Here is a 25,940-nt window from a genome sequence, read left to right on the forward strand (position 1 = left end):
CCCCACGCGACGCTTCGCGTCCCATGGCTCGCACCTCAGGACGACGGGTCTGGTACACCAAGCAACCGCTCCGCCATCTTCTCCCCGTATCCAAGCCCTATTGTGCTACGTCTCCTCCGCGGTCTATGAGCTGCGGCAAAACCGCTACTTACGGAGACACCATGCCAGCCCCAGGCCAAAGCCCCGAGCGGACCGCGAAGGCGCTGCTGCTCGAAGGCGTCAATGACAGTGCCGTCGACCTGTTCAGGAGCGCCGGCTTCACCAATGTCGAGCGGCTGACCAAGGCGCTGGACGGCGAGGCGCTGCGCCAGGCGCTGAAGGGGGTGTCGCTGCTCGGCATCCGCTCCCGCACCCAGATCACCGAGGAGATACTCGCGGCCGCCGACCAGCTGCTCGCGGTCGGCTGCTTCAGCGTCGGCACCAACCAGGTCGATCTGTTCGCCGCGCGCAAGCGCGGCATTCCCGTGTTCAACGCGCCGTTCTCCAACACCCGCAGCGTCGCCGAGCTCGTGATCGGCGAGATCGTGATGTTGCTGCGGCGGATTTTTCCGCGTTCGGTGTCGGCCCATGACGGCGGCTGGGACAAGTCGGCGACCGGCAGCCGCGAGGTGCGCGGCCGCACCCTCGGCATCATCGGCTACGGCAATATTGGCTCGCAGCTCTCGACGCTGGCGGAGGCCATCGGCATGCGGGTGATCTATTTCGACCGCACCGACAAGCTCCGCCATGGCAACACCGAGCCAGTCGAGAAGCTCGACGAGCTTCTGGCGCAAAGCGACGTGGTCAGCCTGCACGTGCCGGAGACGCCGGAGACTGCCGGCATGATCGGCGAGAAGGAGTTGCGGGCGATGAAGCCGGGCTCGTTCCTGATCAACAACAGCCGCGGCACCGTGGTCGATCTCGACGCGCTTGCAGCCTGTTTGCGCGATGGGCACATCGCGGGCGCGGCCATCGACGTGTTTCCGGTCGAGCCCTCGTCGAATTCCGATCGCTTCAAGAGCCCCGTGCAGGGCCTCGGCAACGTCATCCTCACCCCGCATATCGGCGGCTCGACCGAGGAGGCGCAGGAGCGGATCGGCGGCGAGGTGGCGCGCAAGCTGGTCGACTATTTCATCACCGGCTCGACCATGGGCGCGGTGAATTTCCCGGAGGTGCAGCTGCATCTGCGTCCCTCCGGCGCCCGCTTCAGCCACGTCCATCGCAACGTGCCGGGCATGCTGCGGCGGTTGAACGAGGTCTTCCTCCAGCGCGACATCAACATCGCCGCGCAATATCTGGAGACCGCCGGCGACCTCGGCTACGTCGTGCTCGACGCCGACCTCGGCGGCCAGGATTCGGCCGATCTGCTTGCGCAGATCAGCGGCCTCGACGGCACCATCGGCGCGCGGCTGGTGTTCGAGCACTAGAGCGGTTGTTGACGGCCGGCAGGAGGTCGCATTCAATGCGGCTTCCAGTCGGATTGAACGAGAACAGATAAATCGGGGGAAACGATAGCGCGTATGCGTGCGAAGCTGTGGGCGTTGCTCCTGGGCTCGGCGGCTGTAGTGGCCGCGAATGCCGCATTGGCGGTGACCCTGGCGGAGGATGCAGACACCGTCTGCAAGAGCCTCGTTGGCGGCACTGATGCCGTGAAGATCGATTCCGCGGCGTTGCAAGCGCCGTCGCAACTGGCTGTTGCGGAGCGCGGACCGACGCCGTCGGGACGCATCATCCCGACCAATCCCGCGTTCTGCAAGCTGCTCGGGCATATCGATCCGGTCGATCCCAAGGCGCCGCCGATCAGATTCCAGGTCAACCTCCCGTCGAGTGGAACGGGCGTTCAGTGCAATATGGCGGCGGCGGCTTCAACGGCGTGCTGATCACGGGGCTAGCGCTGCCGCCGGCCTATCCCTTCGACAAGCCGTCGTCGCTGGCGCGCGGCTTCGTCACCTACGGCACCGATTCCGGTCATGAGACCAGGCAAGGCGAACCGCCGCAGGTGTTTGCGCTCAACGACGAGGCCTTCGAGAATTTCGCCCACCGGGCCTACAAAAAGGTGCGCGATGCCGCCGTCACGCTGATGGAGCGCGCCTACGGCAAGAAACCCGAGAAGTTGTATTTCATGGGCACGTCCGAAGGCGGCCGCGAGGGCCTGACCATGGCGCAGCGTTATCCCGACGATTTCGACGGCATTTTTGCCCGCGTGCCCGTGATCAACTGGGTCGGTTTGCAGCATGCCGGCACCCGCTCGGGTCTCGTGACCATGGGCGACGGCTGGATCAATCCGGCGCAGGTGAAGCTCGTCGGCGACGCGGTGCGCGCCGCTTGCGACAAGGCCGACGGCTCCGATGACGCGCTGGTGCAAAATCCCGTTGCCTGCAAGGCGGCGTTCAAGGCGGAGAGCTTGCGTTGCGCGAGCGGCAAGACGGACGACAAGACGGGTGATCAGTGCCTCACCGACGCGCAGATCAAGGCGATCGATACGCTGCACGCGACCTACAAATTCCCGTTCGAGCTCGCCAATGGGCTTGACGACTATCCGGGCTGGGGCGTCTCCGGCGAGGATACCCCGGCGGTTGGTCCGACCGGCGGCTGGGTCGCGTGGTGGCTCGGCACCGCGCCGCCGGCGCAGCCGCCTGCACCCAACAACGGCATCGCCTGGATCTACGGCGCAGGCGGCATTCAATATGTGTTCGCGCGCGATCCCAAGCTCGACGTCACCACCTACAAGCTGGAGGAGCACAAGGCCAGGCTGCTCGAGGTCTCCAAGCTGATGGATTCCACCGACCCAGATCTCAGCCGCTTCCGTGCCCGCGGTGGCCGCTTGATCATGCTCGAGCACATGGCCGATTACGCGCAGAGTCCCTATGCCGGCATCCGCTATTTCGAAAGCGTCGAGCGCAAGCTCGGCAAGACCGAGACGGCCGAGTTCGCGCGGCTCTATACCGCGCCGGGCGTCGACCATGTCGGCTCCGGCGCACCGGCCAATGTCGACATGCTGAGCGCGCTGGTCGATTGGGTCGAGAAGGGCAAGGCGCCCGGCGATCTGGAAGTCACCGATCAGAAGGTCGAGGCGCCGTCATTCGCAGTGCTGCGCGCGCTGCCACTGTGCCGCTGGCCGGCTTGGCCGCATTACAAGAGCGGCTCAGTGACCGAAGCGTCGAGCTTCGCCTGCGCGCCGTGAGGAACAGCGCGCCGCTCGGGCGAAGCGTCACCCAGTTGCCATAGCCTGTGCGCCACCCAGCAGCTGCGCATTTAGCCGGCCGCCGGAGAACAACATGTCGTCCAGCGCCTCGTCGATATCGGCGGAAACGATGGAGTTGCCGCCGTCGCGGGCGAGGCTCGCCTGCGCCAGCCGTCGCATCAATTCCTTGATGAAGGCGCAACTTGTGCCCTCACTGCGTCGGGCCGCCTCGGCGACAACCGCGTCCTGGAGCGGCAGTCCCTTGCCGTAGAGCCGGACCAGCTTGCCGCGGCCGGTCTCATCGGGGAGCGGCACCTCGATTGCCTGATCGATACGGCCTGGGCGCCCGGCGAGCGCGCCTTCGAGATCCTCCGGCCGGTTGGTGGTCAGGACGAACAGGATGTCTGCATCCTCCTTCAGCCCGTCCATCTCGTTGAGCAGCTTGTTCAACATGGATTCCTCACAGGGTCCCATGTCATCGCGGTCGCGGGCAATGAGATCGACATCCTCGATCACCACCATCGATGGCTGGAGCAGCCTTGCCAGGTTCATATAGGCGCCGAGGAGGCCGATTTGCTCGGCGGTGATGATCAGGGTCGTATGTCCAGGCAAATGTGTTGCGAGATAGCGGATCGTATGGGTTTTGCCGGTGCCCGGCGGCCCGTACAGCAAGATGCCCTTGCGAGTCGACTGACCGAGCCGGCGTAGCTGATCGCGGGTGTTGACGAAGGTCAGAACGTTGCGATCGAGGAGCCGCAGGGTCTGCTCCGGCAGGATCACCTCGCTACGAGCGACCGGCGGCAATCGATGCACGGTGATGCCGCGCGAGCGGCCGCGGTAATCGCTATCTGCGTCGAGTGAGAGGATTTTGCCGCGGTAGGTACGCGCGGCTTGCACGGCCTCTTCCAGCTCACTGAAGCATCGTTGGACGAGGGCAGCGCCTGCGGACCCCGACGGCACCAGGATCTCGATCCGAATTCCCGGTTCGCGGCTGTATTCGCGATGCGCGCAGAGCAATACCGCGTACCGAAGACCATCCTGCTCGCACAGCCATAGGCCGTTATCGAGACATTTGACCGGGCTCTTCTCGCCAATATCGACGTCAGAATATTGCAACGGCGCAATCGCGAGCGCATAGCGGCCTTCCCGAAGAAGCCGCGAAATCGATAGCGTCTCGTAGCGCTGTTCCTCATTCAGCCCGAATAGCCGGTTTGCCTCGCTGAACAGCCGGTCGATTGCTGCCTGGACGTCGACCCGCATATGCCCGGGAAACTGACGGATCGTGGTCACGAGCTTGCTGCGAGGGACGTCGGCAAAGTGCCAATCCAGCACGTCGCAGGCGTATTCGAACTCCTTCTCCGGCTCTTCCGGTGCGGTCATGGTGTCTGCTGCACGAATGCAGTCGCTGCACAGCCAGACCGTACGGCTGCCGATTCGAACATCGGTCTGCCCCTCAGGCTTGCCGCAGAGTTCACAGGGAGTCCTGATCTCTTCTAGTGTGATCTTGAGGGGATGCTGGCCCAGCCAGATATATTGCTGGGCCGACTTGAAAAGCGCCTCTGCAACGGATTGCGGGTAGGGACCGCAGGCGGCTTTCTCCTCGCGCTCGATCCGCGTTATCAGCGCGGCTGCTTCGCGCTCCGACTTGCCGAAAACCTGGCGGAGCAGCGAAATGACGAACTCGTCCGGTGTGTCTTCATCATTGTGAATCACGAGCTGAGCCGGCTCACGCTCGCCCCGCGCATCGTTCGTCATGAAATGACTCCACTGCAACCAGAGCTAGAATAGAACAAATAAGGAACACAAAAGAAAGTGGCCGTCAAGCGGGACGGCCGCCTCAAATCCTCGATCGACTCGAATTCTAATGCGCTGGTCCGCCGGGCGCCTCCACGCGCCGCGTCAGGATGGCATCGCCCTCTTTGACAAAGCGGTTCGTTAGGGCTACATCTATTTCGCATGCGAAATAATTCGGCCGCCGCGAAGCATCATCGGCTGATCTACCTGCTGACCGTCGGGCAGCGGCGGTTGCAGCGCTGGATGGCGGCGCGGCCGGACAACGATGTGACGCCGGCGCAGGCCGGACTCTTGTTCATCCTCGGCAAGCAGGACGGAGTCCTGATGGGCGAGGCGGGCGCTGCGCTCGATCTCGGGCCGGCCGGCATTTCCGGCCTGGTCGATCGCACCGCGGCGGCAAAGCTGGTCGAGCGGCGGGCCGACCGCGAGGACGGACGCGCCTGGCGCATCTGGCTGACGCCGAAGGGCCGTACCGCGCTGGCGCAGGCCAAAGCGGGAGCCGCTGAAGTCAACGCGGCGCTGACGGAAGGATTTACCAGCGCGGAGATCGATATCGTCGCGCGCTGGCTGACGAGCATTCAGGACAAATTTCCCAAGGACAAGTTTCCAAGGGATCCAGAAGAATAACAGGAGCACACTCATGACCGAGCACGTCCGGACCGAGAATAATGCTGGAATTCTCACTCTCACGCTGGCACGTCCCGACAAGAAGAACGCGCTGACGGATGCGATGTACGGCAAGCTCGCCGATAGCATCGAATCCGCGGAATTCGATCCGTCCGTCCGCGTGATCCTGATCCGTGGCGAGGGCGACATGTTCACCGCTGGCAATGACGTCGGCGAGTTCGCGGCGGTCGCATCCGGCAAGTCCGAAGGCAGCCGCAACGTCGTGCGCTTCATCCAGTCGCTGGCGCGCTGCACCCGGCCGCTGGTTGCCGCCGTCCAGGGCCGCGCCGTCGGCGTCGGCACCACGATGCTGCTGCACTGCGACCTCGTGGTGCTCGCCGACAATGCGCAGCTGTCGACTCCCTTCGTCAGCCTCGCGCTGGTGCCGGAAGCCGCCTCCAGCCTGCTGATGCCGGCCCGCATTGGCCATGCCCGCGCCTACGAGATGTTCGCGCTGGGCGAGACCGTGCCGGCCAAGACCGCACTGGAATGGGGCCTTGCGAGCCGCGTGGTGCCGCTCGACAAGCTCGATGCCGAGGCGCTCGCGCTCGCCCAGCGTCTGGCCCACCAGCCGGCCGGCGCGCTCATCGCCACCAAGCGGCTGATGCGCAATGGCGAGGCTTTGGTCGCGCAGATGCAGGCGGAAGGCGAGCAGTTCGCGCAGCGCCTGCGCACGGCCGAGGCGCGCGAGGCGTTCACGGCGTTCGCGGAACGCCGTCCGCCAGATTTCACGAGGATCGCTTAACCGGCCCTGGGAGGCGCGGCAGGCCGGAAAGCAGGCATTTTACTACAACCTTAACGAAACATTGGCAGGTGGCGATGCAGGGTGCCGCTCGTGAAGAGTAGGTCCCCGGTCCATGGCAATGTTTAAGAAATCGGTAAGCTCGCTCCTCCTGACGCTGATGGCCCTGCTGGCCGCCAGCGCGCTGGCCAGCACGGCGATCCAGATGGTCGGGGCCTTCGGCCGCCATCGCGACAGTCTCGAGACCGAGCGGCTTGCCGCCGCCGACAAGGCGATCTTCCATGGCGTGCTGTCGCTGCGCAACAATCGCGGCGATGCCCAGAGCGCATTGCTCGGTGAGGATGATCCGCGCGCCAAGCTCGGTGCCGCCGAGAAGGCCGAGCAGACCGGCTATGAGGCCATCGTCGCGGCGGTCTCGACGGTGGAGTTTGCGCGCCGCGACGAGCTCGCAAACACGCTGAAGCAGCGCTGGAGCGAAGCCGCGCCGAAGTTTCAGCTGTTCTACGATGAAGCCAAGCAGCCTCGTGCCGAGCGCAAGATGGAGCGAACCGCTGCCTGGTACGATGCGGTCACCAAGGTGATCGATACCGCGAATCTGGCATCCACCGCGGTATCGAACCGCGCCTGGATGGATGATCCCTTCATCGCCCGCATGATCCAGGTCCGCCGTCTCGCCTGGCAGGTGCGCGACCGCTATGGCATCCAGTGCTCGACCTTGCGTCCGCATGTCAATGCCAGCAAGCCGCTCGACGAGACCCTGAAGCAGACCCTCGCGAGCTGGAACGGCTCCATTGCCTCCGGCTGGACCGGGATGGACGAACTGCTGGCCGCGCCCGACGTGACCGCGGAGATGGTCAGTGCCGCGAAGGATGCGCGAGCCAAGACCGACGGTGTGCTCAAGCAGATCGGCGAGCTTACCAAGAACTTCGACGGCAGCGGCCGTCCCGCAATGCCCGCCTCGGAGTGGAACGCGCTGTGCCAGTCGCCCTTCGCGTTCATCGTTGCGGTCGCAAACAAAGCGCTGGACCAGTCGATCGCGCGTGCCGAGACCGTTCAGGCGAAGGCGCTCACCAACCTCGTGGTGCAGTCGCTCGCGTTCCTGCTCGCGCTCGCCGTGACCCTGGCCGGTGTGTATGTGATACGTAATCGCCTCATGCGCCCGGTGCGCGCCATCCTGGACGCCATCGCGCGGATCGGCGGACGCGACTATGCGACACCCGTGCCGCAATCAAGGCATCCCGACGAGTTCGGCACCATGGCGGCCGCGCTCGAAAGCCTGCGCGAGAGCGCGGCGACCGCCGAGCGCCTGGGCCTCGAACGCGAATCGCAGCAGGCTCTGCAGCTCGCCCGCTCCGGCACCGTCGATGCCGCGTGCCGCAGTTTCGACGATACCGTGCAGGCTGTCATCCACAGCGTCGCGGCGTCGGCGAGGGAGCTCGATGCGACGGCGGCCGATGTGCGCTCGCTGGTCTCGGAATCGAGCAGCCAGACCGCGGCGGTCTCCTCCTCCGCCGAGCAGGCCACCAACAATCTCGAGACCATCGCGGCCGCGACCGAGGAGCTCTCCGCGTCGGTCGGCGAGATTTCCGCGCAGGTGCAGGCCAGCGCGCGCGAGGCGCGTGAAGCCGTGGCGCAGGCCGAGCAGACCAATGCGACGGTCGAGATCCTCGACCAGACGGCAAATCGCATCGGCGAGGTCGTGAAGATGATCAATGCCATCGCCGGCCAGACCAATCTCCTGGCGCTGAACGCCACCATCGAAGCCGCTCGCGCCGGCGAAGCGGGCCGCGGCTTTGCCGTGGTTGCCGGCGAGGTCAAGAACCTCGCGGCGCAGACGGCAAACGCAACGGAAGAGATTTCGCGCCAAGTCGAGGAGATTCAGGGCGCGACCGGCCAGGCCGTCGCCGCCATCCGCGCGATCGGCGGCGCGATCGGCGGCATCGACGAGAAGATGACGGCGATTGCGGCAGCCGTCGAGGAGCAGCGCGCCGCCACCACCGAGATCTCGCGCAACTTCCAGCAGGCCGCGCAGGGAACCCGCGAGGTCACCGACACCATCGGCAGCGTCGCCAAGCTCAATCAGGAGACCGGCAACGCCGGCACGGTGCTGTCGGACTCCGTGAAGAAAATGTCGACCGACGCCGACCGTCTCCGCGTCGCGGTCGAAGGATTCCTTGGCGCGGTGAAGACCGCATAGTATCGACATTCCTCCGTTCCAGGGCGCGCGGATCGGCATTGCAGCCGGTCCGCGCGCCGGGTACATCTGTCGCGCCGCGCAAGCGCGGCGACGGACGTAAGGGAACATCAGGGATGGAGAGTTCGATGCCGGTCACGCCACAAACCAAGGTCCCGCGCCCCTATCGCGGCGTGTTCCCGGTCGCGCCCACCATCTTCGACGAGCGCGGCGAGCTCGATCTCGACGGCCAGCGCCGCTGCATCGATTTCATGATCGATGCCGGCTCAAATGGGCTCTGCATCCTCGCCAATTTCTCCGAGCAATTCGTGCTGACCGATGCCGAACGCGACACCGTGATGCATGCGGTGCTGGAGCATGTCGCGGGGCGGCTGCCCGTCATCGTCACCACCACCCATTTCAGCTCCGCCGTTTGCGCCGCGCGGAGCAAGCAAGCGGAAGCTGCCGGTGCCGCCATGGTGATGGTGATGCCGCCTTATCATGGTGCGACCTTCCGGGTGCCCGAGAAAGGCATCGTCGAGTTCTTCCGCGTGCTCTCGGGCGCGATCAACATCCCCATCATGATCCAGGATGCGCCGGTGGCCGGCACGCCGCTGTCGGTCGAGCTGCTGGCGCGGCTGTCGCGCGAATTCGCCAATATCCGCTATTTCAAGATCGAGGTGCCCTTTGCTGCAGCAAAGCTCCGCAGCCTGATCGAGGCGGGCGGCAAGGACATCGAAGGGCCCTGGGACGGCGAGGAGGCGATCACGCTGCTCGCCGATCTCGATGCCGGCGCGACCGGTGCAATGACCGGCGGCGGCTATCCCGACGGCATCCGCCAGATCATCGATCCCTATTTCGCCGGCAAGCGCGAGCAGGCGAAAGCCGCCTATGAACGCTGGCTGCCGCTGATCAACTACGAGAACCGCCAATGCGGCCTGATTGCGTGCAAGGTCATGATGCAGGCCGGCGGCGTGATCAAGTCGGACGCCGTGCGCCATCCGCTGCAGCCGCTGCATCCAGCAACGCGGGCAGGGCTGCTGGAACTCGCAAAGGAACGCGATGCGCTGGCGTTGCGCTGGGGGAAGTAGCGCGGCACGCACTCGGTTGTCGCCAGATCGGCGTTCCCCGTCTCCACGGCGGGACAATCGGATATGTTGTGTGCATGACGCTTCGGCATCGGCACTGAGCTCCCTCTCCCGCTTGCGGGGGAGGGCTGGGGTGGGGGTGTCTCCGCGTCGGGATTGTTGAGGATTGCGGAGGACGTCCCAGCGCGGCGAGAGCCCTCACCCGCCGCGCACGGGACGATGCTTCGCATCGCCCGGGGCGCGTCGGCCTCTCCCGCAAGCGGGAGAGGCGGAGCAAGCCGCCGGACTATCTTCGTGAAATCTATATGCGATCGCCCTGGCCTTCGCGGGGACGACGCCGAATGTGAGGTGCGTTCCCCAGCCTGATCCTGCCGGCTTCCCTCTGGCTGAAGGCGTCGAATTTACGCGGTTCAGGCGGTTTCCCGCGGCCTGGGGATGACGTATTGTACGCTCGCCAATCAGGCCCGCGGAGCATCTCAAGACATCGCGTGCCAGCTGTTTATTGTGCCGCTATCCCGAGCCAGGTTGGAGCGAACCGACGAAACAGGGAGGCAGTGCCATGACGATGAGGCCGGATCCCACCTTTCACGCATCGCCCAAGCTTGCGATGGAAGCACCTGCGGAGAACTTTGCCTACACGTTGCTGCTCAGTCCGGATTTCTCAAAACCGGATGCTCTCGCGGTCATCGACGTCAAGCCGGGATCGCCGACCTACAGCCAAATCGTCCACACCGTGACGATGCCCAACAAGGGCGATGAGTTTCATCACTTCGGCTGGAATGCCTGCTCCTCCGCCTTGTCGCCGCTCGCCGGACATGCCTTCATCGAGCGGCGCTATCTGATCATCCCCGGACTGCGCTCGTCGCGGATCTACATCATCGATACCAAGCCCGATCCGACCAAAGCCAAAATCCACAAGATCATCGAGCCCGAGGAAGTCTTCAGAAAGACCGGCTACTCGCGACCGCATACCATCCATTGCGGGCCGGACGGCATCTATGTGAGCACGCTGGGCGGCGGCGGCAAAGACGGCACCAACGGACCTCCAGGCGTCTTCATCATGGATTGCGAGACGTTCGAGGTCCTTGGACGATGGGAGATCGACCGCGGTCCGCAGACGCTGCACTATGATTTCTGGTGGAACCTGCCGCGCGACTACATGGTGACGAGTGAATGGGCGTTGCCGCCGCAGTTCGAGAACGGAATCGTTCCGGAAGATCTGCTGGCGAACAAATATGGCCATCGTCTCCACTTCTGGGATCTCCGCGCCCGTCGCAACGTGCAGACCATCGACCTCGGCGCCAATCATCAGATGGCGCTGGAGGTACGGCCGGCGCACGATCCGGTTCGCGAATACGGCTTCGTAGGCGTTGTGGTCGACACCACCAATCTCGAAGCATCGATCTGGACCTGGTGGCGAGAAGGCGGAAAATTCCACGCGGAGAAGACGGCGACGATCCCGCCCGAGCCCGCGCCAAAGGAGAAGCTCCCGCCGCTGCTCCAGGGCTTTGGCGCCGTGCCGCCGCTGGTGACCGACATCGACCTGTCGATGGATGATCGCTTTCTCTATGTCTCGTGCTGGGGCACGGGTGAAATGCGCCAGTACGATGTGAGTGATCCGCGAAAGCCGAAGCTTGCGGGCTCGGTGCACATCGGCGGCATCGCGCGCCGCACCCCCCATCCGAACGGCAAGGCATTTGCGGCCGGTCCGCAGATGGTCGAGATCAGCCGCGACGGCAAGCGCGTGTACTGGACCAATTCGCTCTATTCCACCTGGGATGACCAGTTCTATCCCGACGGCGTTCCGGGTGTGGAGGTCGTGGCCAATGTCGGTGGCAATGGCGGCCTCGAGCTCGATAAGGACTACTTCGTGAGCTTCCCCGACGGATATCGTGCGCACCAGATCAGGCTGGAGGGCGGCGATTGTTCGACTGATTCCTTTTGCTACCCATCGGCCTAGATTGGGGAAACGCGAGCCCGGCTCTCGGCTGGCTGTGGCTCGCCCTTGTTGCGAGCGGCCTCTATCACGGGGTTAATCCGGGAATGGGCTGGCCGCTCGCCGTTTCGGCCGGGCTCATGGACAAGAGCCCGCGCGCGCTCTTTCGTGCGTTGTGGGCCCTGGCGGCCGGACATCTCGTCGCAACACTTCTCGTGCTGCTGCCATTCGCGTTCCTGCTCGTATTGGCCGAGTGGCAGCGTTCGATCCAACTCGGCGCGAGCCTTCTCGTCATCGGCTTCGGCGTCTATCGGCTGATCGAGCGGCGCCATCCGCGCACGCTGGCACGAATTCCGCCAACGCAATTGGCGCTCTGGTCATTTGCCGTTGCCATTGCTCACGGCGCCGCCTTGATGCTCGTGCCGATCTATCTCGGGCTCTGCCAGGCCTTCGAACTCGATGCCGGCCATGAGGCCGCCGGCGCGCTGATGAAGGCAGGTCTCGGGATGGCGGTACTGGTGTCTTTGGTGCACGTTGCCGCCATGATCGGCGCCGGCGGATCTCTGGCGTGGCTGGTCTACCGCTATCTGGGATTGAGGTTCGTCTCGCGAAGCTGGTTCAATCTCGATGCAATCTGGGCGGCCAGTCTCATTCTGGTTGGCGTCGTCGCGCTCGTCTTCAATCTCGCGAGCTGGCACTGAAGCCTTTCAAAGCCCACTCGCCGATGATGCGGAAGCGAGCCCTGGCGTCATCCTGCTTGAACAGCGCGATGCGATCGATTGCCAGCGTGTCGAGACCGAGCGTTGCAAACCGCGCCCGCAGCATCTCCAGAATTGGTCCGCGCCGTTCCGCATCCAGCCGGCCGGTCAGCGTCATGTGGAAGCGGAATTCTTCCATCACGTAAGGGTAGCCCCAGCGGTCGAGATAGTCGCGCTGCCGCTCGCTCAGCTTCTCCGGCTTGCGCCGCGCGCGGTCCTCCGCCGACAAGGGTGTGCGGAAGGAATCGAAATCGCGGACGCAATCGGCGGCGAACTCTTGAAGTGTACCGACCGGCTCGGCCGGAATCACCGCAATGAAGCCGCTGATGGAATCCACAACCGGCCGGATCGTCGGCATCGTCCGCGCCTTGCCGGCGAATGCCGCGCAGGCGGCCATCAGTTCGGCTTCGGTCCTGCCGGGGGGCAGCGCCATCGGTGCCTTCAGCGTGCCGTGAAAGCCGTATTTGCGCGGATCGGCGGAGACGTCGCGCCAGTCCGCCGCGACATGCAACGCGTCGTCGGGAAAGGACAACTCGCCGCCGGTATGGGCATCGTAGCCGAGCAGCTCGGCGCCGAACCTGGACAGCGTGCTGTCGGCGCCGGCGGCAAAATAAAGCGCGTAGCGGGGAAAACCTGTCATTGATCGAGCATAACCGGTTTATGCCGCGACGACAGCTTCGCGGGGCGTTGCCGCCGTAGCGAGCAGCCGCGTCGCATCGGTGAGATGCACGAGCTTGCCGCCGGCGATCGCGGCGATGAGCTGCGGCCGCAGCGGCACCGTGTCGTCGACCAGCAGAATGTCGGCACGGCGCCCCGTAGCCAGCATGCCGCGATCGGTGAGGCCGGTCGCGCGCGCAGGCGCCGCGGAGACCAGATCCCAGGCCTTCGTCAGCGGCAACACGCCGTCGGCGGCGAGCCGGAACGCCGCGAGCAACTGGGCGGGATAGTAGTAGTCCGACGCCAGCACCGAGCAGAGGCCCTTGGCGATCATGTCGGATGCCCTGGTCCAGCCGGTGTGGCTGCCGCCGCGCACCACGTTCGGCGCGCCGTAGACGATGGCATCGCCGGCGGCCGCGGCGGCGCGTGCCGTCTCCTCGTTGACCGGAAATTCGGCGATGGTCGCGCCCATGGCGCGATACGCCTGGCGCATGGCCGGCGTCGCATCGTCATGCGAGAGCATGCGCACCCCGGCCGCGCGGGCCGTGGCAGCCAGCCGCGCAACCGAAGCCGGCACGTCACTGGCGCGCGACAGCACGTGCTCCACCAGCCGGTCGAACGCCTCGCTCGACAATCCGGTGCGCTCCACCATGCGGTTGCGCTTGCGCGGCTTGGCCATGTCGCCGACCGTGCCGTCCATGTGGTCGTTGAAGGCGAACAGGTCGACGCGACCCTCAGTGAGCCATTGGCTCATCTCATGCTCGGCGTCGAGATTGTAGGTTTCGTGCCGAAGATGAAAGCGGGTGTCGGCGGCGAATTGCGGACGCTGGCGCTCGATCGCCTCCATCAGGCTGCGCGCATTGTCGGCGCAGCGCAGCCCCGGCTCCCAGGAACAGGTCGTGGCGTGGAAGACCGTGGTGATGCCGTTGCTGATCGCCTGGCGGTCGCTGTCGGCGAGCGCGACGTCGATCGGGAAGTCGACGCCGGCGCGCGGCATCATCTGCCGCTCGAAGGCATCGCCATGCAGATCGACGATGCCGGGCAGCGCCAGCAGGTCGCGCGCGTCGATCGCCAGCCGCGTGCGGCCGCGAGACGCGCCCACCTGCGCAATGTCCGTGCCCGACACGAGAAGCGAGGTTTCGACGAGCTCGGTGCCGATCAGGGCCCGGCCGCCCTCGAGGAAAATATCTATCACGCGACCGCGCTTCGTTTGTTTGAAGGGGAATTCTCCCGTGCTTCGTATGTCGAGAGGAAATCTTCAATCCCGAGCTTGCGGAAATCGGGCAGGGCCTCACGCAATTTGTCGTGATCCCAATCCCACCAGGCGAGTCTGGCGAGCCGCCCCGCGACGTCCTCCGAGAACCGGCGCCGCACGATCCGCGCCGGATTGCCGGCGACGATGCTGTAGGCCGGCACGTCCTTGGTGACGATGGCGCCGGCCGCGATCACCGCGCCGGTGCCGATGTTGCGGCCCGGCAGCACGATCGCGCCATGGCCGATCCAGACGTCGTGGCCGATATGGACGTGATGCTGGCGCCGCCAGTCGAAGAATTCGGAATCGTCGCTCTCGCCTTCGAAATAGGCGCTCGAACGATAGGTGAAATGCGCCTGCGTGGCGCGGTGCATCGGATGATTGCCGGGATTGATGCGCGTCATCGCCGCGATCGAGCAGAACTTTCCGATGGTGGTGTAGGTGATCTGGGCGTCGTTCACGACATAGGAGTAATCGCCCATCGCGACTTCATGCAGGATGGTGCGCGCGCCGACCTCGGTATAGGCGCCGAGTCTGGTCTCATGCAGCTTCGCGGTGGAATCAATGGTCGGTTCCACCGAGAGCGATTTGGCTGCCATGGCAAATCCGGATTACGGGAGGCGGGACGTTCCTCTTCGAGTGGCTTGATGACAATGTCATGACGCGCTGATGACAGGGGATGAAGCTGTGTAGCATCGCCGCACCGCAACGGCAGTGTCACACAAGTGTCAAGCACGGGCGTTAGCGGTGGCAGCCAGCTACTCTGGAGCCCTGCATGCTGGTGGTCGAAGGTCTGACGTGTCGCTTCGGCGTCAAAGCCGCCGTGGACGACGCTTCATTTCAAATTTCCCCCGGCTGCTTCGTCGGTGTGATCGGACGATCCGGCGCCGGCAAGTCGACGCTGCTGCGGACCATCAACCGCCTCGCGACGCCGACACAGGGCCGCATCATGTTCGACGGCGTCGACGTCACCGCGCTGCGCGGCAGGGAGCTGCGGCAGTGGCGCGCCCGGTCGGCGATGATCTTCCAGCAATTCAACCTGGTCGGTCGGCTCGACGTCCTGACCAACGTCCTGATGGGACGGCTGGCAACGATGCCAGCCTGGCGCTCGCTCACGCAGACCTGGCCGGAGGACGATAAGGCGCTGGCGATGTCGGCGCTCGAACAGTTCGATATCGCCACGCTTGCGGCGCAGCGCGCCGACCAGCTCTCCGGCGGCCAGCAGCAGCGCGTGGCGATCGCCCGCGCCCTGGTGCAGCAGCCCGACATCATCCTGGCCGACGAGCCGATCGCCTCGCTCGATCCGCGCAACACCAAGATCGTGATGGATGCGCTCTTGCGCATCAACAAGCACTTCGGCATCACCGTGCTCTGCAATTTGCATTCGCTCGACCTGGCTCGCAGCTATTGCGATCGCCTGATCGGCATGGCGCAGGGTCGCGTGGTGTTCGACGGCGCGCCGGCTGCGCTGACCGAGCATGTCGCGCGCGAACTTTACGATCTCGAAGCCGCCGACGTCATGGGCGGGACGCCCGTGCCGGCGCCCGAGGACATTCCCGCGCTTGGAACGGCGGCCGCCGCCTGAGCTGCGCACACCAGTACTTACCCGTTTTGCGTCAACCGACTCCAACCGATGAAGAGAGTTTCATGATCACTCGCAGACTCATTCTTGCCGGCGCCGCCGCGCTGGCCTTCACGACTTCAGCCTCCGCCGACGACTGGAAAGCCAAATATCCCGAGCTGACCTTCGCCGTCGTGCCGGCCGAAAACGCCTCCGGCGTTACCGAGCGCTGGGCGCCGTTCGTGAACTATCTGTCCAAGCAGCTCGGCGTGAAGGTCACGCTGCGCATCGCCAACGACTACGCCGCAGTCATCGAAGGCCAGCGCGCCGGCAATATCCATATCGCCAGCTACGGCTCTGCCTCGTTTGCGCGCGCCCGGCTGACCGGCGTCAAGACCGACGCCTTCGCCAACGACATCAATGCCGACGGCTCGACCGGCTATTACTCGGTGTTCTTCGTCAAGGCCAGCAGCGCCTACAAGAGCATTGATCAGCTCAAGGGCAAGAACCTCGGCCTGGTCGATCCGAACTCGACCTCCGGCAACAACGTGCCGCGCTTCGAGCTCGACAAGATGGGCATCGCGGATGCCGACAGCTATTTCGGCAAGGTCGTCTTCACCGGCAGCCACGAGAACGCGATCCTGGCGCTGGCGCAGGGCACGGTCGACGTTGCCGCCAACCAGTGGACCAGCGACGACGATTCCACGCTGGCGCAGATGCTGACCAAGGGCATGCTGAAGAACGCCGACGGCTCTGCGATGAAGAAGGACGACTTCCGCATCATCCACAAGTCGGCGCCGATCATCAACGGCCCCTATGCCTACAACTCCGACCTGCCGGAGGAGGCCAAGGCGGCAATCGCCAAGGCGTTCTTCGACGCGCCGGCCAAGGACAAGGCCGCATTCGACCGCCTCTCCGACGGCCAGAAGAAGGGTTTTCATCCCGCCACCACCAAGGATTGGGATGGCACGATCGAACTGATCAAGTTCGTCGATGCGCTCCGTAAGAAGAAGGCGTCCTGAGTTTCGGGACGATAGCACTGGAGCCGGGTCGATGGACCCGGCTCTTTCTCTTTTGACGAGCACCTTTTCAATCCATGACGATCGCCGTTTCGATCCTCCCCGAGCAGCAGCTGGCGACGCTCAATGCCGCCTACAGTCGGGCGGTCGCGCGCAGGCGTTGGCGTCTGTTGCTTGGAGTGGCGCTGTTCGCCGCCGCATTGCTTCTCGCCGCGATCGGGGCGGAAGTGAACCTGCGCACCCTCTTCACCTATTTCGGCAACTTCCTCAGCTATTTCGACCGCATCCTCACGCTCGACAGCGGTCAGCGCGTCTGGACCGATGTCGGCGAATGGCTGTGGGGCTGGCGCAAATGGCTGAAGATGCTGGGCGAGACCCTGCTCATTAGCTATGTCGGCACACTGATCGGCGCGACCTTGGCCTTTGCCCTCAACTTCTTCGCGGCTGAGAACACCTCGCCCGCACCCTGGCTGCGCTTCGTGGTGCGGCGCCTGCTCGAATTCGCCCGCACAGTGCCCGGTATCGTCTTCGCACTGATCTTCGTGATCGCCTTTGGCCTCGGACCGATGGCAGGCGTGCTCGCGATCGCGATCCATTCCACCGGCGCGCTCGGAAAGCTGTTCTCCGAGATCGTCGAGAATGCCGACATGAAGCCGGTCGAGGGTATCCGCTCGACCGGCGCGAGCTGGCTTGCTTGCATGCGCTTCGCCGTCCTGCCGCAGGTCACGGCCGGCTATGCCAGCTACGCGCTGCTGCGCTTCGAGATCAACGTCCGCGAAGCCTCGGTGATGGGCTTTGTCGGCGCCGGCGGCATCGGCCAGGAGCTCGTCGTCGCCATCCGCAAGTTCTATTATTCGGACGTCAGCGCGATCCTGCTCACCATCATCGTCACGGTCTTCATCATCGACATCGCCACCGGCTGGCTGCGCGGTCGCCTGTTCGGCAAGGAGGCGCGGACGTGACCAAGCCGCAGCAAGTCGACACCGCGCAGCTTCGCGCGCGCTATCCCGATGTGTTCGACCGGCCGGCCTCGGCGCGGCTCGCGGCGCCCGCGATGATCGTCGCGGCACTCGCGATTCTGGTGTATGGCTTCGTCGATCTCGATTTCTCGCCGTCGCGGTTCTTTTCAGGCCTCAGCCAGCTCGGCTGGATCAGCCTGATGATGATCCCGCCGGATCCCGGCTCCTCGCTGCCGATCTACCTGAAGGCGCTGGGCGAGACGCTGTCGATCGCGCTGCTCGGCACGACGCTGGCGGCCTTGTTCGCGCTTCCGGTCAGCCTGCTCGCCGCTCGCAACGTTGTGCCGTCAAAGATTCTGCGCTTCCCGGTCCGCCGCTTCCTCGATTCGATCCGAGGCGTCGACACCCTGATCTGGGCGCTGGTGTGGATCAATGTGGTCGGGCTCGGCCCGTTCGCAGGCGTGCTCGCCATCGCGGTGTCGGATTTCGGCTCGTTCGGCAAGCTGTTCTCGGAGGCGATCGAGGGCGCCGACCAGAAGCAGGTCGAGGGCATCCGCGCCTCCGGCGGCAGCGCGCTGCACGAGATCCGTTTCGGCCTGTTGCCGCAGGTTCTGCCCGTGATCGCCGGCCAGGTGCTCTATTTCATCGAATCCAACACGCGCTCGGCCACCATCATCGGCATCGTCGGCGCCGGCGGCATCGGCCTCCAGCTCGCCGAGCAGATCCGCGTACTGGAATGGCAGAGGGTGTCGTTCCTGATCCTGATGATCCTGGTCGCAGTCGCCGCGATCGATTTCATCTCGGGCAAGCTGCGCTTCGCCATCATCGGGCGAAGGGCCGTCGCTTAATCACAGCTGCCGTAGGGGTGGGCAAAGCGAAGCGTGCCCACCGCTTCCGCCGAAATCCTGGATAGATGGTGGGCACGGCGCAAGCGCGCCTTTGCCCCACCCTACGAATCCACCAGAAACTCGACCCGCTCTGCCGCAAAGCGCGAATGCTTGGTCACCAGCGGCTTGCCGTCGAGATCGAGGTCGGTCGCGTCGACCACCAGGATCGGCCGTCCCAGCGGGAGATCGAGGCGCGTGGCGTCGGTTGCGTCGACGATGCCGGCAGTGATCCGGGTCGCGCCGCGGCGGTAGTCGCGGACGCCGTAATGCGCGAGCAGTTTTGTCATCGAGCGAGTCGCTGCGAACACGGCTCCTGCGCCGGGAAACAGTTCCGCCGACAGCCATGTGGTGGAGACGCAGATCGGCGTGCGGTCGGCGAGGCGTATCGCCTCGATCCGGACCAGCGGCGCGCCGACCTTCAGGCGGAGTTCTCGCGCAACCTCGCGGGTCGCGACATCTTCAGAGGCCTCGATTAGTTGGCCGCGCGGCTCGCGGCCACCGGCGCCGACGATCTCCGAGAAACGCGTTCGCGAGCGCAGCGGATAAGCGAGACGCTGCGCCTCGACATAAGTTCCGCTGCCGCGCTCGGCGCGCACCAGGCCGCGCTCGGCAAGCGCAGCCAGCGCGCGCCGCACGGTGTGGCGGTTCACGCGATAGGTTTCGGCGATCTCCACCTCGCCCGGCAGCTTTTCACCGGCGGCAAAGCGGCCGTCGGCGATGCCGCGCTCGATGCCGTCGGCGACCAGGCGCCATAACGCGACGCCCGAAGAAGCGGTGTGCTGCATGCTCATATCGCTGGTCAGCCTAACCCAGAAATCACAGCTTTGTCACGAAACAGTCATGGCGCTTCCGTATGAAGTTGTCTATTATCATAGACAACTTCAATTCGGCAAGGTCGATGGACGCGGTGACCCAAAACAATAACCAGCAAGCCCAGCGCAAGGCTGCCATGGCCGTGCTGGCGCACGCGGAGGCGAGCGAGATCGCCGCTCGCCTCCGCACTCTCGCGCTACCGGGCCATCAGGATCTGCGCGAGCCGGAAAACGGCCTGGTGATGCTGCGTGGCCGGGTTGGCGGCGACGGCGCGCCGTTTAATCTGGGCGAGGCGACGGTGTCGCGCGCTGCGGTGCGGCTTGCGAGCGGCGAGGTCGGCTTCGGCTACACGCTCGGGCGGAATAGTGAGAAGGCGCGGCTGATCGCGCTGTGCGATGCGCTGGTGCAGTCGCGGGATTTTAGCGCGTCGATCGAGCGGGATGTTATCGCGCCGTTGCGCGAGCGGCTTATGATTCGGCGCAAGCAGGCGGCGGCTGAGACCGCCGCGACGAAGGTTGATTTCTACACCATGGTGCGCGGTGAGGGTTGAGGCCATGACCACGATTGCGGAACTGCCGCCGGGTTTCGTCGACAAGGTGCTGTCGGCGCAATCGACTTTTCGCTCGGTCATGGACGCGATGGCGCGGCCGGGCTCGGTCCAGCGCATCGTGCCGATGGCAGGGACGCCCGCTGCGATGATGCGCGGCACGGCTGCGATCGCGCTCACGCTGTTCGATCACGATACGCCGATTTGGCTCGACGCGCAGCTGACGGAAAGCTCCGACGTGGTGAAATGGCTGAAGTTCCACACCGGCGCGCCGGTCGTGCAGGACTGCTCGATCGCGAGCTTTGCGCTGATCAGCGACGGCGCCACGCTTCCGGCGCTCAAACGCTTCGCGCTCGGCAGCAATGAATATCCGGACCGTTCGACCACATTGATCGTCCAGGTCGATAGCCTGGCTGCCGGACGCGGCTTCGAGCTGCGTGGCCCGGGCATCGATGGCGTCGCCACGCTTCAGGCGGCGATCCGGCCGGCCGATCTGTTCGAGCGGCTGCGTGTCAACGAGGCGCTGTTTCCGCGCGGCATCGACGTGGTGCTGGTGGCCGATGACGCCGTGGTTGCGATTCCGCGCACCGCGCGTGTCGCGAACAAGGGAAGCTAATCACATGTATGTCGCAGTCAAAGGCGGCGAACGCGCCATCGAGAACGCCCATCGCCTGCTGGCAAACGCGCGGCGCGGCGACCAAAACGTTGCGGAGGTCACGCTCGACCAGATCTCGGAGCAGCTCGGCCTCGCCGTAGACCGCGTCATGAGCGAGGGTTCGCTCTACGACCGCGAGCTTGCAGCGCTCGCGATCAAGCAGGCGCGCGGCGATCTGATCGAAGCGATCTTCCTGGTCCGCGCCTTCCGCGCCACGCTGCCGCGCTTCGGCGCGAGCGAGCCGGTCGACACCGGCGCGATGCGGGTGCAGCGGCGGGTATCGTCGACCTTCAAGGACATTCCCGGCGGCCAGATCCTCGGACCGACCTTCGACTACACGCATCGCCTGCTCGATCCGGCACTCGCTGAGGGGTTCATGCCCGAAGTGCCGGCGACGGCCGAAGCCGCAACGGCGCCGACGCCGCGCGTGACGGATATTCTGGGCCGCGCCGGGCTGATCGAATCCTCGCCGCGGTCCGAGGACGGCGCCAGCGTCGGCGACCTCACCCGCGAGCCGCTGAATTTTCCGGCGGCCCGCGACCTGCGCCTGCAAAATCTCGCGCGGGGCGACGAAGGCTTTCTGCTGGCGATGGGCTATTCCACCCAACGCGGCTACGGCCGCAACCATCCCTTCGCCGGCGAGATACGCTTCGGCGAGGTCGAGGTCGAATTCTTCGCCGAGGACGCCGGCTTTGCCGTGCCGCTCGGCTCCATCGAGCTCACCGAATGCCAGATGGTCAACCAGTTCAAGGGATCGGCGACGGAAGCGCCGTGCTTCACTCGCGGCTATGGCCTCGCCTTCGGCCAAAGCGAGCGCAAGACCATGTCGATGGCACTGGTGGACCGTGCGCTGCGCGCCCGCGAACTCGGCGAGGAGGCCACAGCGCCCGCGCAGGACGAGGAGTTCGTGATGTCGCATTCCGACAACGTCCAAGCAACCGGCTTCGTCGAGCATCTGAAGCTGCCGCATTACGTCGACTTCCAGTCCGAGCTCGGCCTCCTGCGCAAGCTGCGTCAGGAATTTGCCAAGGCCAATGCGCCTCATACGATGAAGGAGGCCGCGGAATGAACGCGCCCGCCTATAATTTCGCGTATCTCGACGAACAGACCAAGCGGATGATCCGTCGCGCCATCCTGAAGGCGATCGCGATTCCCGGCTATCAGGTGCCGTTCGCGAGCCGCGAGATGCCGATGCCGTATGGCTGGGGCACCGGTGGCGTGCAGGTGACCGCCGCGATCCTCGGCCCCGACGACGTGCTGAAGGTGATCGACCAGGGTTCCGACGACACCACCAACGCGATCTCGATCCGCAAATTCTTCGCCAAGACCGCTGGCGTCGCCACGACCACGGCGACGGAAGATGCAACGGTGATCCAGACCCGCCACCGCATCCCGGAGACGGCACTCAGCGAAAACCAGGTGCTGGTCTACCAGGTGCCGATTCCGGAGCCGCTGCGCTTCCTCGAGCCGCGCGAGACCGAGACGCGGCGGATGCATGCGCTCGCCGAATACGGCCTGATGCATGTCAAGCTCTACGAGGACATCGCCCGCTTCGGCCACATCGCGACCGCCTATGCCTATCCGGTCAAGGTCAATGCGCGCTATGTGATGGACCCGTCGCCGACGCCGAAATTCGACAATCCCAAGATGGACAATTGCCCGGCGCTGCAACTCTTCGGCGCCGGCCGCGAGAAACGCATCTACGCCATTCCGCCCTACACGAAAGTCGTGTCGCTCGACTTTGAGGACCACCCCTTCGAGCCCTACCGCTTCAACGCGCCTTGCGCGCTCTGCGGCGCCGAGAATTCCTACCTGGATGAAATCGTGACCGACGACAAGGGCGGCCGGATGTTCGTCTGCTCGGACACCGACTATTGCGAAGGACGCCAGGCCGCCGGCCATCACGGCAGCCTCAGTGCTGCGCCGTACAAGGAGAAGGCGCAGGGGGGATCAAATGGCTGATCAAGGCATGCTCGAGCAACACGTGCTAGAGAACGACGAGCCGCTGTTGATCGCGGAGTCTCTCAGCAAGTCCTATGGCCGCATCGCCGCGTGCCGCGACGTGTCGTTCGCGCTCTATCCCGGCGAGGTGCTGGCGATCGTCGGCGAATCCGGTTCGGGCAAGTCGACGCTGCTCCAGCTGCTGTCGGGCCAGCTCGCGGCCAGCGGCGGACATGTGTCCTACCGGATGCGCGACGGCGTCACCCGCGATCTTGCCACGCTTGGCGAGGCCGAGCGGCGCTTCCTGTTCCGCACCGATTGGGGTTTTGTGCACCAGGATCCCGCGCACGGCCTGCGCATGGCGGTCTCGGCCGGCGCCAATGTCGGCGAGCGGCTGATGGCGGTCGGCTGGAATCATTACGGCCGCATCCGCGACACCGCATCCGACTGGCTCACCCGCGTCGAGATCGACTTCGCGCGTATCGACGATGCGCCGCGGACCTATTCCGGCGGCATGCGTCAGCGCCTCCAGATCGCACGCAACCTCGTCACCGAGCCGCGGCTGGTGTTCATGGACGAGCCGACCGGCGGTCTTGATGTGTCCGTGCAGGCCCGCCTGCTCGACCTCTTGCGCAGCCTTGTCGCCGAATTGCATCTGGCCGTCATCATCGTCACCCATGATCTCGCGGTCGCGCGGCTGTTGTCGCATCGCGTGATGGTGATGAAGGGCGGCCGGGTCATCGAGACCGGTCTCACCGACCAGGTGCTCGACGATCCCCGCGAGCCCTATACGCAACTCCTCGTTTCCTCGATTCTGCCGCCATGAGCCTTCCAACACGAGCCCTCCGATGACTGCCATGATCGACGTCGCCGACGCCCAGAAGACCTTTACGATGCACCTGCAGGGCGGCATCGAATTGCCGGTGGTGCGCGGCGTGACCTTCCACGTCGACCCCGGCGAGTGCGTCGTGCTCTCGGGTCCGTCCGGCGCCGGCAAATCATCGATCCTGAAGATGATCTTCGGCAACTATCGCTGCGACTCCGGCCGCATCGGCATCCGTCATCGCGGCACGCTGATCGATCTCGCCACCGCAGAGCCGCGGCAGGTGCTCAACGTCCGTCGTTCGACCATCGGCTATGTCAGCCAGTTCCTGCGCGCGGTGCCGCGGGTTCCGACCATCGACGTCGTCGCCGAGCCGTTGATCGCCGGCGGCATGAGCCGGACCGACGCGCAGGCGCGCGCGGGCAGCCTGCTGCATCGCCTCAACATTCCCGAGCGGCTGTGGCAGCTTCCACCCGCGACCTTTTCCGGCGGCGAGCAGCAGCGCGTCAACATCGCACGCGGTTTCATCTCGGACCTGCCGATCCTGATTCTCGATGAGCCGACGGCCTCGCTTGACGCAGCCAACCGCGCCGTCGTGGTCGAGCTGATCGCCGAGAAGAAGCGCCAGGGCGTTGCCATGGTCGCGATCGTCCATGACGATGAGATACGGCATCTGATTGCCGATCGCATCGTCGACGTTACCAGCTTTGCCGCCGCGGCCTGAAGGAAAATGAAGGACATGAAAGCCAAGCCGAAGGAAACAGTCATCGCCAACGCCAGGATCGTTCTGGCCGACCGGGTGATCGAGCAGGGCTGGCTCGCTCTTGCAGACGGTCGCATTGCCGAGATCGGCGAGGGCAGGGCGCCCGCGGGCGCTGACGACGCCGGCGGCGATCTGATCATGCCGGGCCTGATCGAGCTGCACACCGATCATCTCGAAGCCCACTACGTGCCGCGGCCAAAAGTATTCTGGAATCCGGTCGCCGCCGTCGTGTCGTATGACGGCCAGCTCGCGACCTCAGGCATCACCACCGTATTCGATTCGCTCCGGGTCTGGCGCGAGGACGGCGCGGAGGAAGTCGACGGCCGCGCCGGCACCCTGGCCGCCGCGATCGCGACCGCGCGCGACGCCGATCTCCTGCGCGCCGATCACTTTTTGCACCTGCGCTGCGAGATCCCGATGCCGAGCGTGGTCGAGGAGGCCAGGGAGCTGGTCGGCCGTCCCGACGTGCGGCTGATGTCGCTGATGGACCACACGCCCGGCCAGCGCCAGTTCCGCGATGAAGGAAAGCTCCGCGATTACTATCGCGGCAAGAACGGCGGCAAGACCGATGCAGAGCTCGACGAGCTATTCGCACGGCGCTTCGAATATCAGAAAGCCTATGCCGCGACCAACATGCGCCAGATCGTGGCGCTGGCGCAGGTGTACAAGATTCCGCTCGCCAGCCATGACGACACCACCGATGAAAACGTCGCGGACGCCGTGCGCGATGGCGTAGCGGTAGCGGAGTTTCCAACTACGATCGAGGCTGCGCGCGGCCTGCATCAGGCCGGCATCGACATCCTGATGGGTGCGCCGAATGTCGTGCGCGGCGGCTCGCATTCCGGCAACATCGCCGCGGTTGATCTCGCCCGCGAAGGCCTGCTCGATATCCTGTCGTCGGACTACATCCCGTCGAGCCTTTTGATGGGCGCGCTGCATCTGCCCGAGCACGTGCCCGCGATCGATCTGGCGGCGGCGATTCGCACGGTGACGAAAGCGCCTGCCGACGCGGTGGGCCTCTCCGACCGCGGCGAGATCGCGGTCGGCAAGCGCGCCGACGTGATCCGTGTGCACATCGCGGGCAGCGTTCCCGTCGTCCGCAGCGTCTGGCGCGAAGGAGGCCGCGTCGCATGAGCGCGACCGTGGTCATGGTGCCGGAACAGGCGGGGACAATCGGACCCGGGCGGCTCGTGCTCGTGGTCGGTCCCAGCGGCGCCGGCAAGGACACCTTGCTGCGGCTCGCGCAGGCAGCCTGCATCGATGATCACGACATCGTCTTCCCGCGCCGCGTCGTCACGCGCGAGTCCTCTGCGGCCGAGGACAATATTGCGGTCAGCGCCGACGAATTCCGGCGCGCGCTCGATCACGGCGGCTTCGCCGTGCATTGGCCGGCACATGGGCATTCCTATGCGTTGCCGCTCGACATCAACGACGACGTCCGTGCGGGCCGGACGGTAGTCGCCAATGTCTCGCGTACCGTGATCGCCACGCTGCGCGGAACTTATGCCAACGTCGTCGTGGTTGCGATCACCGCGCCGCCGGACGTGCTGGCGCAGCGGCTTGCGGCGCGGGCGCGGCACAGCGACGGCGATATCGCGGAGCGCCTCGCACGCAGCGTCGATGACGCATCAGCGCATGCCGATGTCACGATCCTCAATGCCGGCAGCGCGGAGTACCACAGCCGCCAGCTCGCGCGCGTGATCAGGAACGAAGGCTGGCACGAGTAGTCAGTGTAACCAGGAG

Annotated in this window: 24 protein-coding genes and 1 pseudogene; 20 read left to right on the forward strand and 5 right to left on the reverse strand. The window is 65.2% G+C overall.

What is annotated here, in order from left to right; all coding sequences use genetic code 11:
- The first annotated feature begins 161 nt into the window (after positions 1 to 161).
- Positions 162 to 1,406 carry a phosphoglycerate dehydrogenase gene (gene serA, locus FXV83_RS24155; RefSeq protein ID WP_148741875.1) on the forward strand — a complete coding sequence of 415 codons (1,245 nt, stop codon included), beginning with the start codon at positions 162 to 164 and terminating at the stop codon, positions 1,404 to 1,406.
- Positions 1,407 to 1,499: 93 nt separating this feature from the next.
- Positions 1,500 to 3,163 (forward strand): annotated as a pseudogene (locus tag FXV83_RS24160) (tannase/feruloyl esterase family alpha/beta hydrolase).
- 27 nt (positions 3,164 to 3,190) lie between these two features.
- Here FXV83_RS24160 and FXV83_RS24165 read toward each other — a convergent pair.
- Entirely contained in the window at positions 3,191 to 4,918 is a 1,728-nt protein-coding gene (locus FXV83_RS24165) for an ATP-dependent Clp protease adaptor ClpS (protein ID WP_148741876.1), read from the reverse strand.
- A gap of 201 nt (positions 4,919 to 5,119) precedes the next feature.
- Between FXV83_RS24165 and FXV83_RS24170 the strand changes: the two genes are divergently transcribed.
- The 6 genes from FXV83_RS24170 (at position 5,120) to FXV83_RS24195 (ending at position 12,263) form a co-directional block, all read left to right on the forward strand.
- Entirely contained in the window at positions 5,120 to 5,584 is a 465-nt protein-coding gene (locus FXV83_RS24170) for a MarR family winged helix-turn-helix transcriptional regulator (RefSeq protein ID WP_148741877.1), read from the forward strand.
- A 13-nt stretch (positions 5,585 to 5,597) separates the two neighbouring features.
- Complete coding sequence (locus FXV83_RS24175; RefSeq protein ID WP_148741878.1) at positions 5,598 to 6,368, forward strand: enoyl-CoA hydratase; 771 nt, start codon at positions 5,598 to 5,600, stop codon at positions 6,366 to 6,368.
- Positions 6,369 to 6,480: 112 nt separating this feature from the next.
- The gene (locus FXV83_RS24180; RefSeq protein ID WP_148741879.1) at positions 6,481 to 8,562 is read left to right on the forward strand and encodes a methyl-accepting chemotaxis protein; all 2,082 of its coding nucleotides are present in this window, start codon (positions 6,481 to 6,483) and stop codon (positions 8,560 to 8,562) included.
- 125 nt (positions 8,563 to 8,687) lie between these two features.
- Complete coding sequence (locus tag FXV83_RS24185) at positions 8,688 to 9,629, forward strand: dihydrodipicolinate synthase family protein (protein WP_148741880.1); 942 nt, start codon at positions 8,688 to 8,690, stop codon at positions 9,627 to 9,629.
- Positions 9,630 to 10,185: 556 nt separating this feature from the next.
- On the forward strand, positions 10,186 to 11,586 hold the full coding sequence (locus FXV83_RS24190; RefSeq protein ID WP_148741881.1) for a selenium-binding protein SBP56-related protein: 1,401 nt from the start codon (positions 10,186 to 10,188) through the stop codon (positions 11,584 to 11,586).
- A gap of 83 nt (positions 11,587 to 11,669) precedes the next feature.
- Complete coding sequence (locus FXV83_RS24195; protein WP_148741882.1) at positions 11,670 to 12,263, forward strand: hypothetical protein; 594 nt, start codon at positions 11,670 to 11,672, stop codon at positions 12,261 to 12,263.
- Here the strand turns inward: FXV83_RS24195 and FXV83_RS24200 are convergent.
- The 3 genes from FXV83_RS24200 to FXV83_RS24210 are packed head-to-tail and all read right to left on the reverse strand — an operon-like array spanning position 12,241 to position 14,828.
- On the reverse strand, positions 12,241 to 12,960 hold the full coding sequence (locus FXV83_RS24200) for a DUF1045 domain-containing protein (RefSeq protein WP_148741883.1): 720 nt from the start codon (positions 12,958 to 12,960) through the stop codon (positions 12,241 to 12,243). The genes FXV83_RS24195 and FXV83_RS24200 overlap by 23 nt on opposite strands.
- An 18-nt stretch (positions 12,961 to 12,978) precedes the next feature.
- A complete protein-coding gene (locus FXV83_RS24205; protein WP_148741884.1) occupies positions 12,979 to 14,172 on the reverse strand; it encodes an alpha-D-ribose 1-methylphosphonate 5-triphosphate diphosphatase in 1,194 nt (397 codons plus the stop codon).
- On the reverse strand, positions 14,169 to 14,828 hold the full coding sequence (locus FXV83_RS24210; protein WP_148741885.1) for a transferase hexapeptide repeat family protein: 660 nt from the start codon (positions 14,826 to 14,828) through the stop codon (positions 14,169 to 14,171). Before FXV83_RS24210 ends, FXV83_RS24205 begins: the two co-directional genes overlap by 4 nt.
- Before the next feature lie 176 nt (positions 14,829 to 15,004).
- Here FXV83_RS24210 and phnC point away from each other — a divergent pair, with 176 nt between their 5' ends.
- The 4 genes from phnC to phnE (FXV83_RS24230) all read left to right on the forward strand — a co-directional run bounded on the left by phnC (position 15,005) and on the right by phnE (FXV83_RS24230) (position 18,616).
- Complete coding sequence (phnC, locus tag FXV83_RS24215; RefSeq protein WP_148741886.1) at positions 15,005 to 15,814, forward strand: phosphonate ABC transporter ATP-binding protein; 810 nt, start codon at positions 15,005 to 15,007, stop codon at positions 15,812 to 15,814.
- Between the two features lie 62 nt (positions 15,815 to 15,876).
- Complete coding sequence (phnD, locus tag FXV83_RS24220) at positions 15,877 to 16,812, forward strand: phosphonate ABC transporter substrate-binding protein (protein ID WP_148741887.1); 936 nt, start codon at positions 15,877 to 15,879, stop codon at positions 16,810 to 16,812.
- Positions 16,813 to 16,886: 74 nt separating this feature from the next.
- A complete protein-coding gene (phnE, locus tag FXV83_RS24225; protein WP_148741888.1) occupies positions 16,887 to 17,771 on the forward strand; it encodes a phosphonate ABC transporter, permease protein PhnE in 885 nt (294 codons plus the stop codon).
- The gene (gene phnE, locus FXV83_RS24230) at positions 17,768 to 18,616 is read left to right on the forward strand and encodes a phosphonate ABC transporter, permease protein PhnE (RefSeq protein WP_148741889.1); all 849 of its coding nucleotides are present in this window, start codon (positions 17,768 to 17,770) and stop codon (positions 18,614 to 18,616) included. Before phnE (FXV83_RS24225) ends, phnE (FXV83_RS24230) begins: the two co-directional genes overlap by 4 nt.
- Before the next feature lie 101 nt (positions 18,617 to 18,717).
- Here the strand turns inward: phnE (FXV83_RS24230) and phnF are convergent, their stop codons facing one another.
- Positions 18,718 to 19,446, reverse strand: a complete 729-nt coding sequence (phnF, locus tag FXV83_RS24235; protein WP_148741890.1) for a phosphonate metabolism transcriptional regulator PhnF — start codon at positions 19,444 to 19,446, stop codon at positions 18,718 to 18,720.
- Between the two features lie 107 nt (positions 19,447 to 19,553).
- Here phnF and phnG point away from each other — a divergent pair, with 107 nt between their 5' ends.
- From phnG to phnN, 8 genes are read left to right on the forward strand one after another with little or no spacing between them, the layout of a single operon-like run.
- A complete protein-coding gene (gene phnG, locus FXV83_RS24240) occupies positions 19,554 to 20,018 on the forward strand; it encodes a phosphonate C-P lyase system protein PhnG (RefSeq protein WP_187436116.1) in 465 nt (154 codons plus the stop codon).
- A gap of 4 nt (positions 20,019 to 20,022) precedes the next feature.
- Positions 20,023 to 20,631: a phosphonate C-P lyase system protein PhnH gene (gene phnH / locus FXV83_RS24245; protein WP_187436117.1), complete on the forward strand. Its 609-nt coding sequence runs from the start codon at positions 20,023 to 20,025 to the stop codon at positions 20,629 to 20,631.
- Between the two features lie 4 nt (positions 20,632 to 20,635).
- Positions 20,636 to 21,739: a carbon-phosphorus lyase complex subunit gene (locus FXV83_RS24250; RefSeq protein WP_148741893.1), complete on the forward strand. Its 1,104-nt coding sequence runs from the start codon at positions 20,636 to 20,638 to the stop codon at positions 21,737 to 21,739.
- Positions 21,736 to 22,632: an alpha-D-ribose 1-methylphosphonate 5-phosphate C-P-lyase PhnJ gene (locus FXV83_RS24255; protein WP_148741894.1), complete on the forward strand. Its 897-nt coding sequence runs from the start codon at positions 21,736 to 21,738 to the stop codon at positions 22,630 to 22,632. Before FXV83_RS24250 ends, FXV83_RS24255 begins: the two co-directional genes overlap by 4 nt.
- 7 nt (positions 22,633 to 22,639) lie before the next feature.
- Positions 22,640 to 23,437, forward strand: a complete 798-nt coding sequence (phnK, locus tag FXV83_RS24260) for a phosphonate C-P lyase system protein PhnK (protein ID WP_148741933.1) — start codon at positions 22,640 to 22,642, stop codon at positions 23,435 to 23,437.
- Between the two features lie 22 nt (positions 23,438 to 23,459).
- Positions 23,460 to 24,158: a phosphonate C-P lyase system protein PhnL gene (phnL, locus tag FXV83_RS24265; protein ID WP_148741895.1), complete on the forward strand. Its 699-nt coding sequence runs from the start codon at positions 23,460 to 23,462 to the stop codon at positions 24,156 to 24,158.
- A gap of 15 nt (positions 24,159 to 24,173) precedes the next feature.
- Positions 24,174 to 25,331, forward strand: coding sequence for an alpha-D-ribose 1-methylphosphonate 5-triphosphate diphosphatase (locus FXV83_RS24270; RefSeq protein WP_148741897.1), 1,158 nt, complete (start codon positions 24,174 to 24,176; stop codon positions 25,329 to 25,331).
- Positions 25,328 to 25,924, forward strand: coding sequence for a phosphonate metabolism protein/1,5-bisphosphokinase (PRPP-forming) PhnN (phnN, locus tag FXV83_RS24275; protein WP_148741899.1), 597 nt, complete (start codon positions 25,328 to 25,330; stop codon positions 25,922 to 25,924). The genes FXV83_RS24270 and phnN overlap by 4 nt, the downstream gene beginning before the upstream one ends.
- The last annotated feature ends 16 nt before the right edge of the window (positions 25,925 to 25,940 follow it).

The sequence above is a fragment of the Bradyrhizobium hipponense genome, assembly GCF_008123965.1.
GTDB classification, from domain to species: domain Bacteria; phylum Pseudomonadota; class Alphaproteobacteria; order Rhizobiales; family Xanthobacteraceae; genus Bradyrhizobium; species Bradyrhizobium hipponense.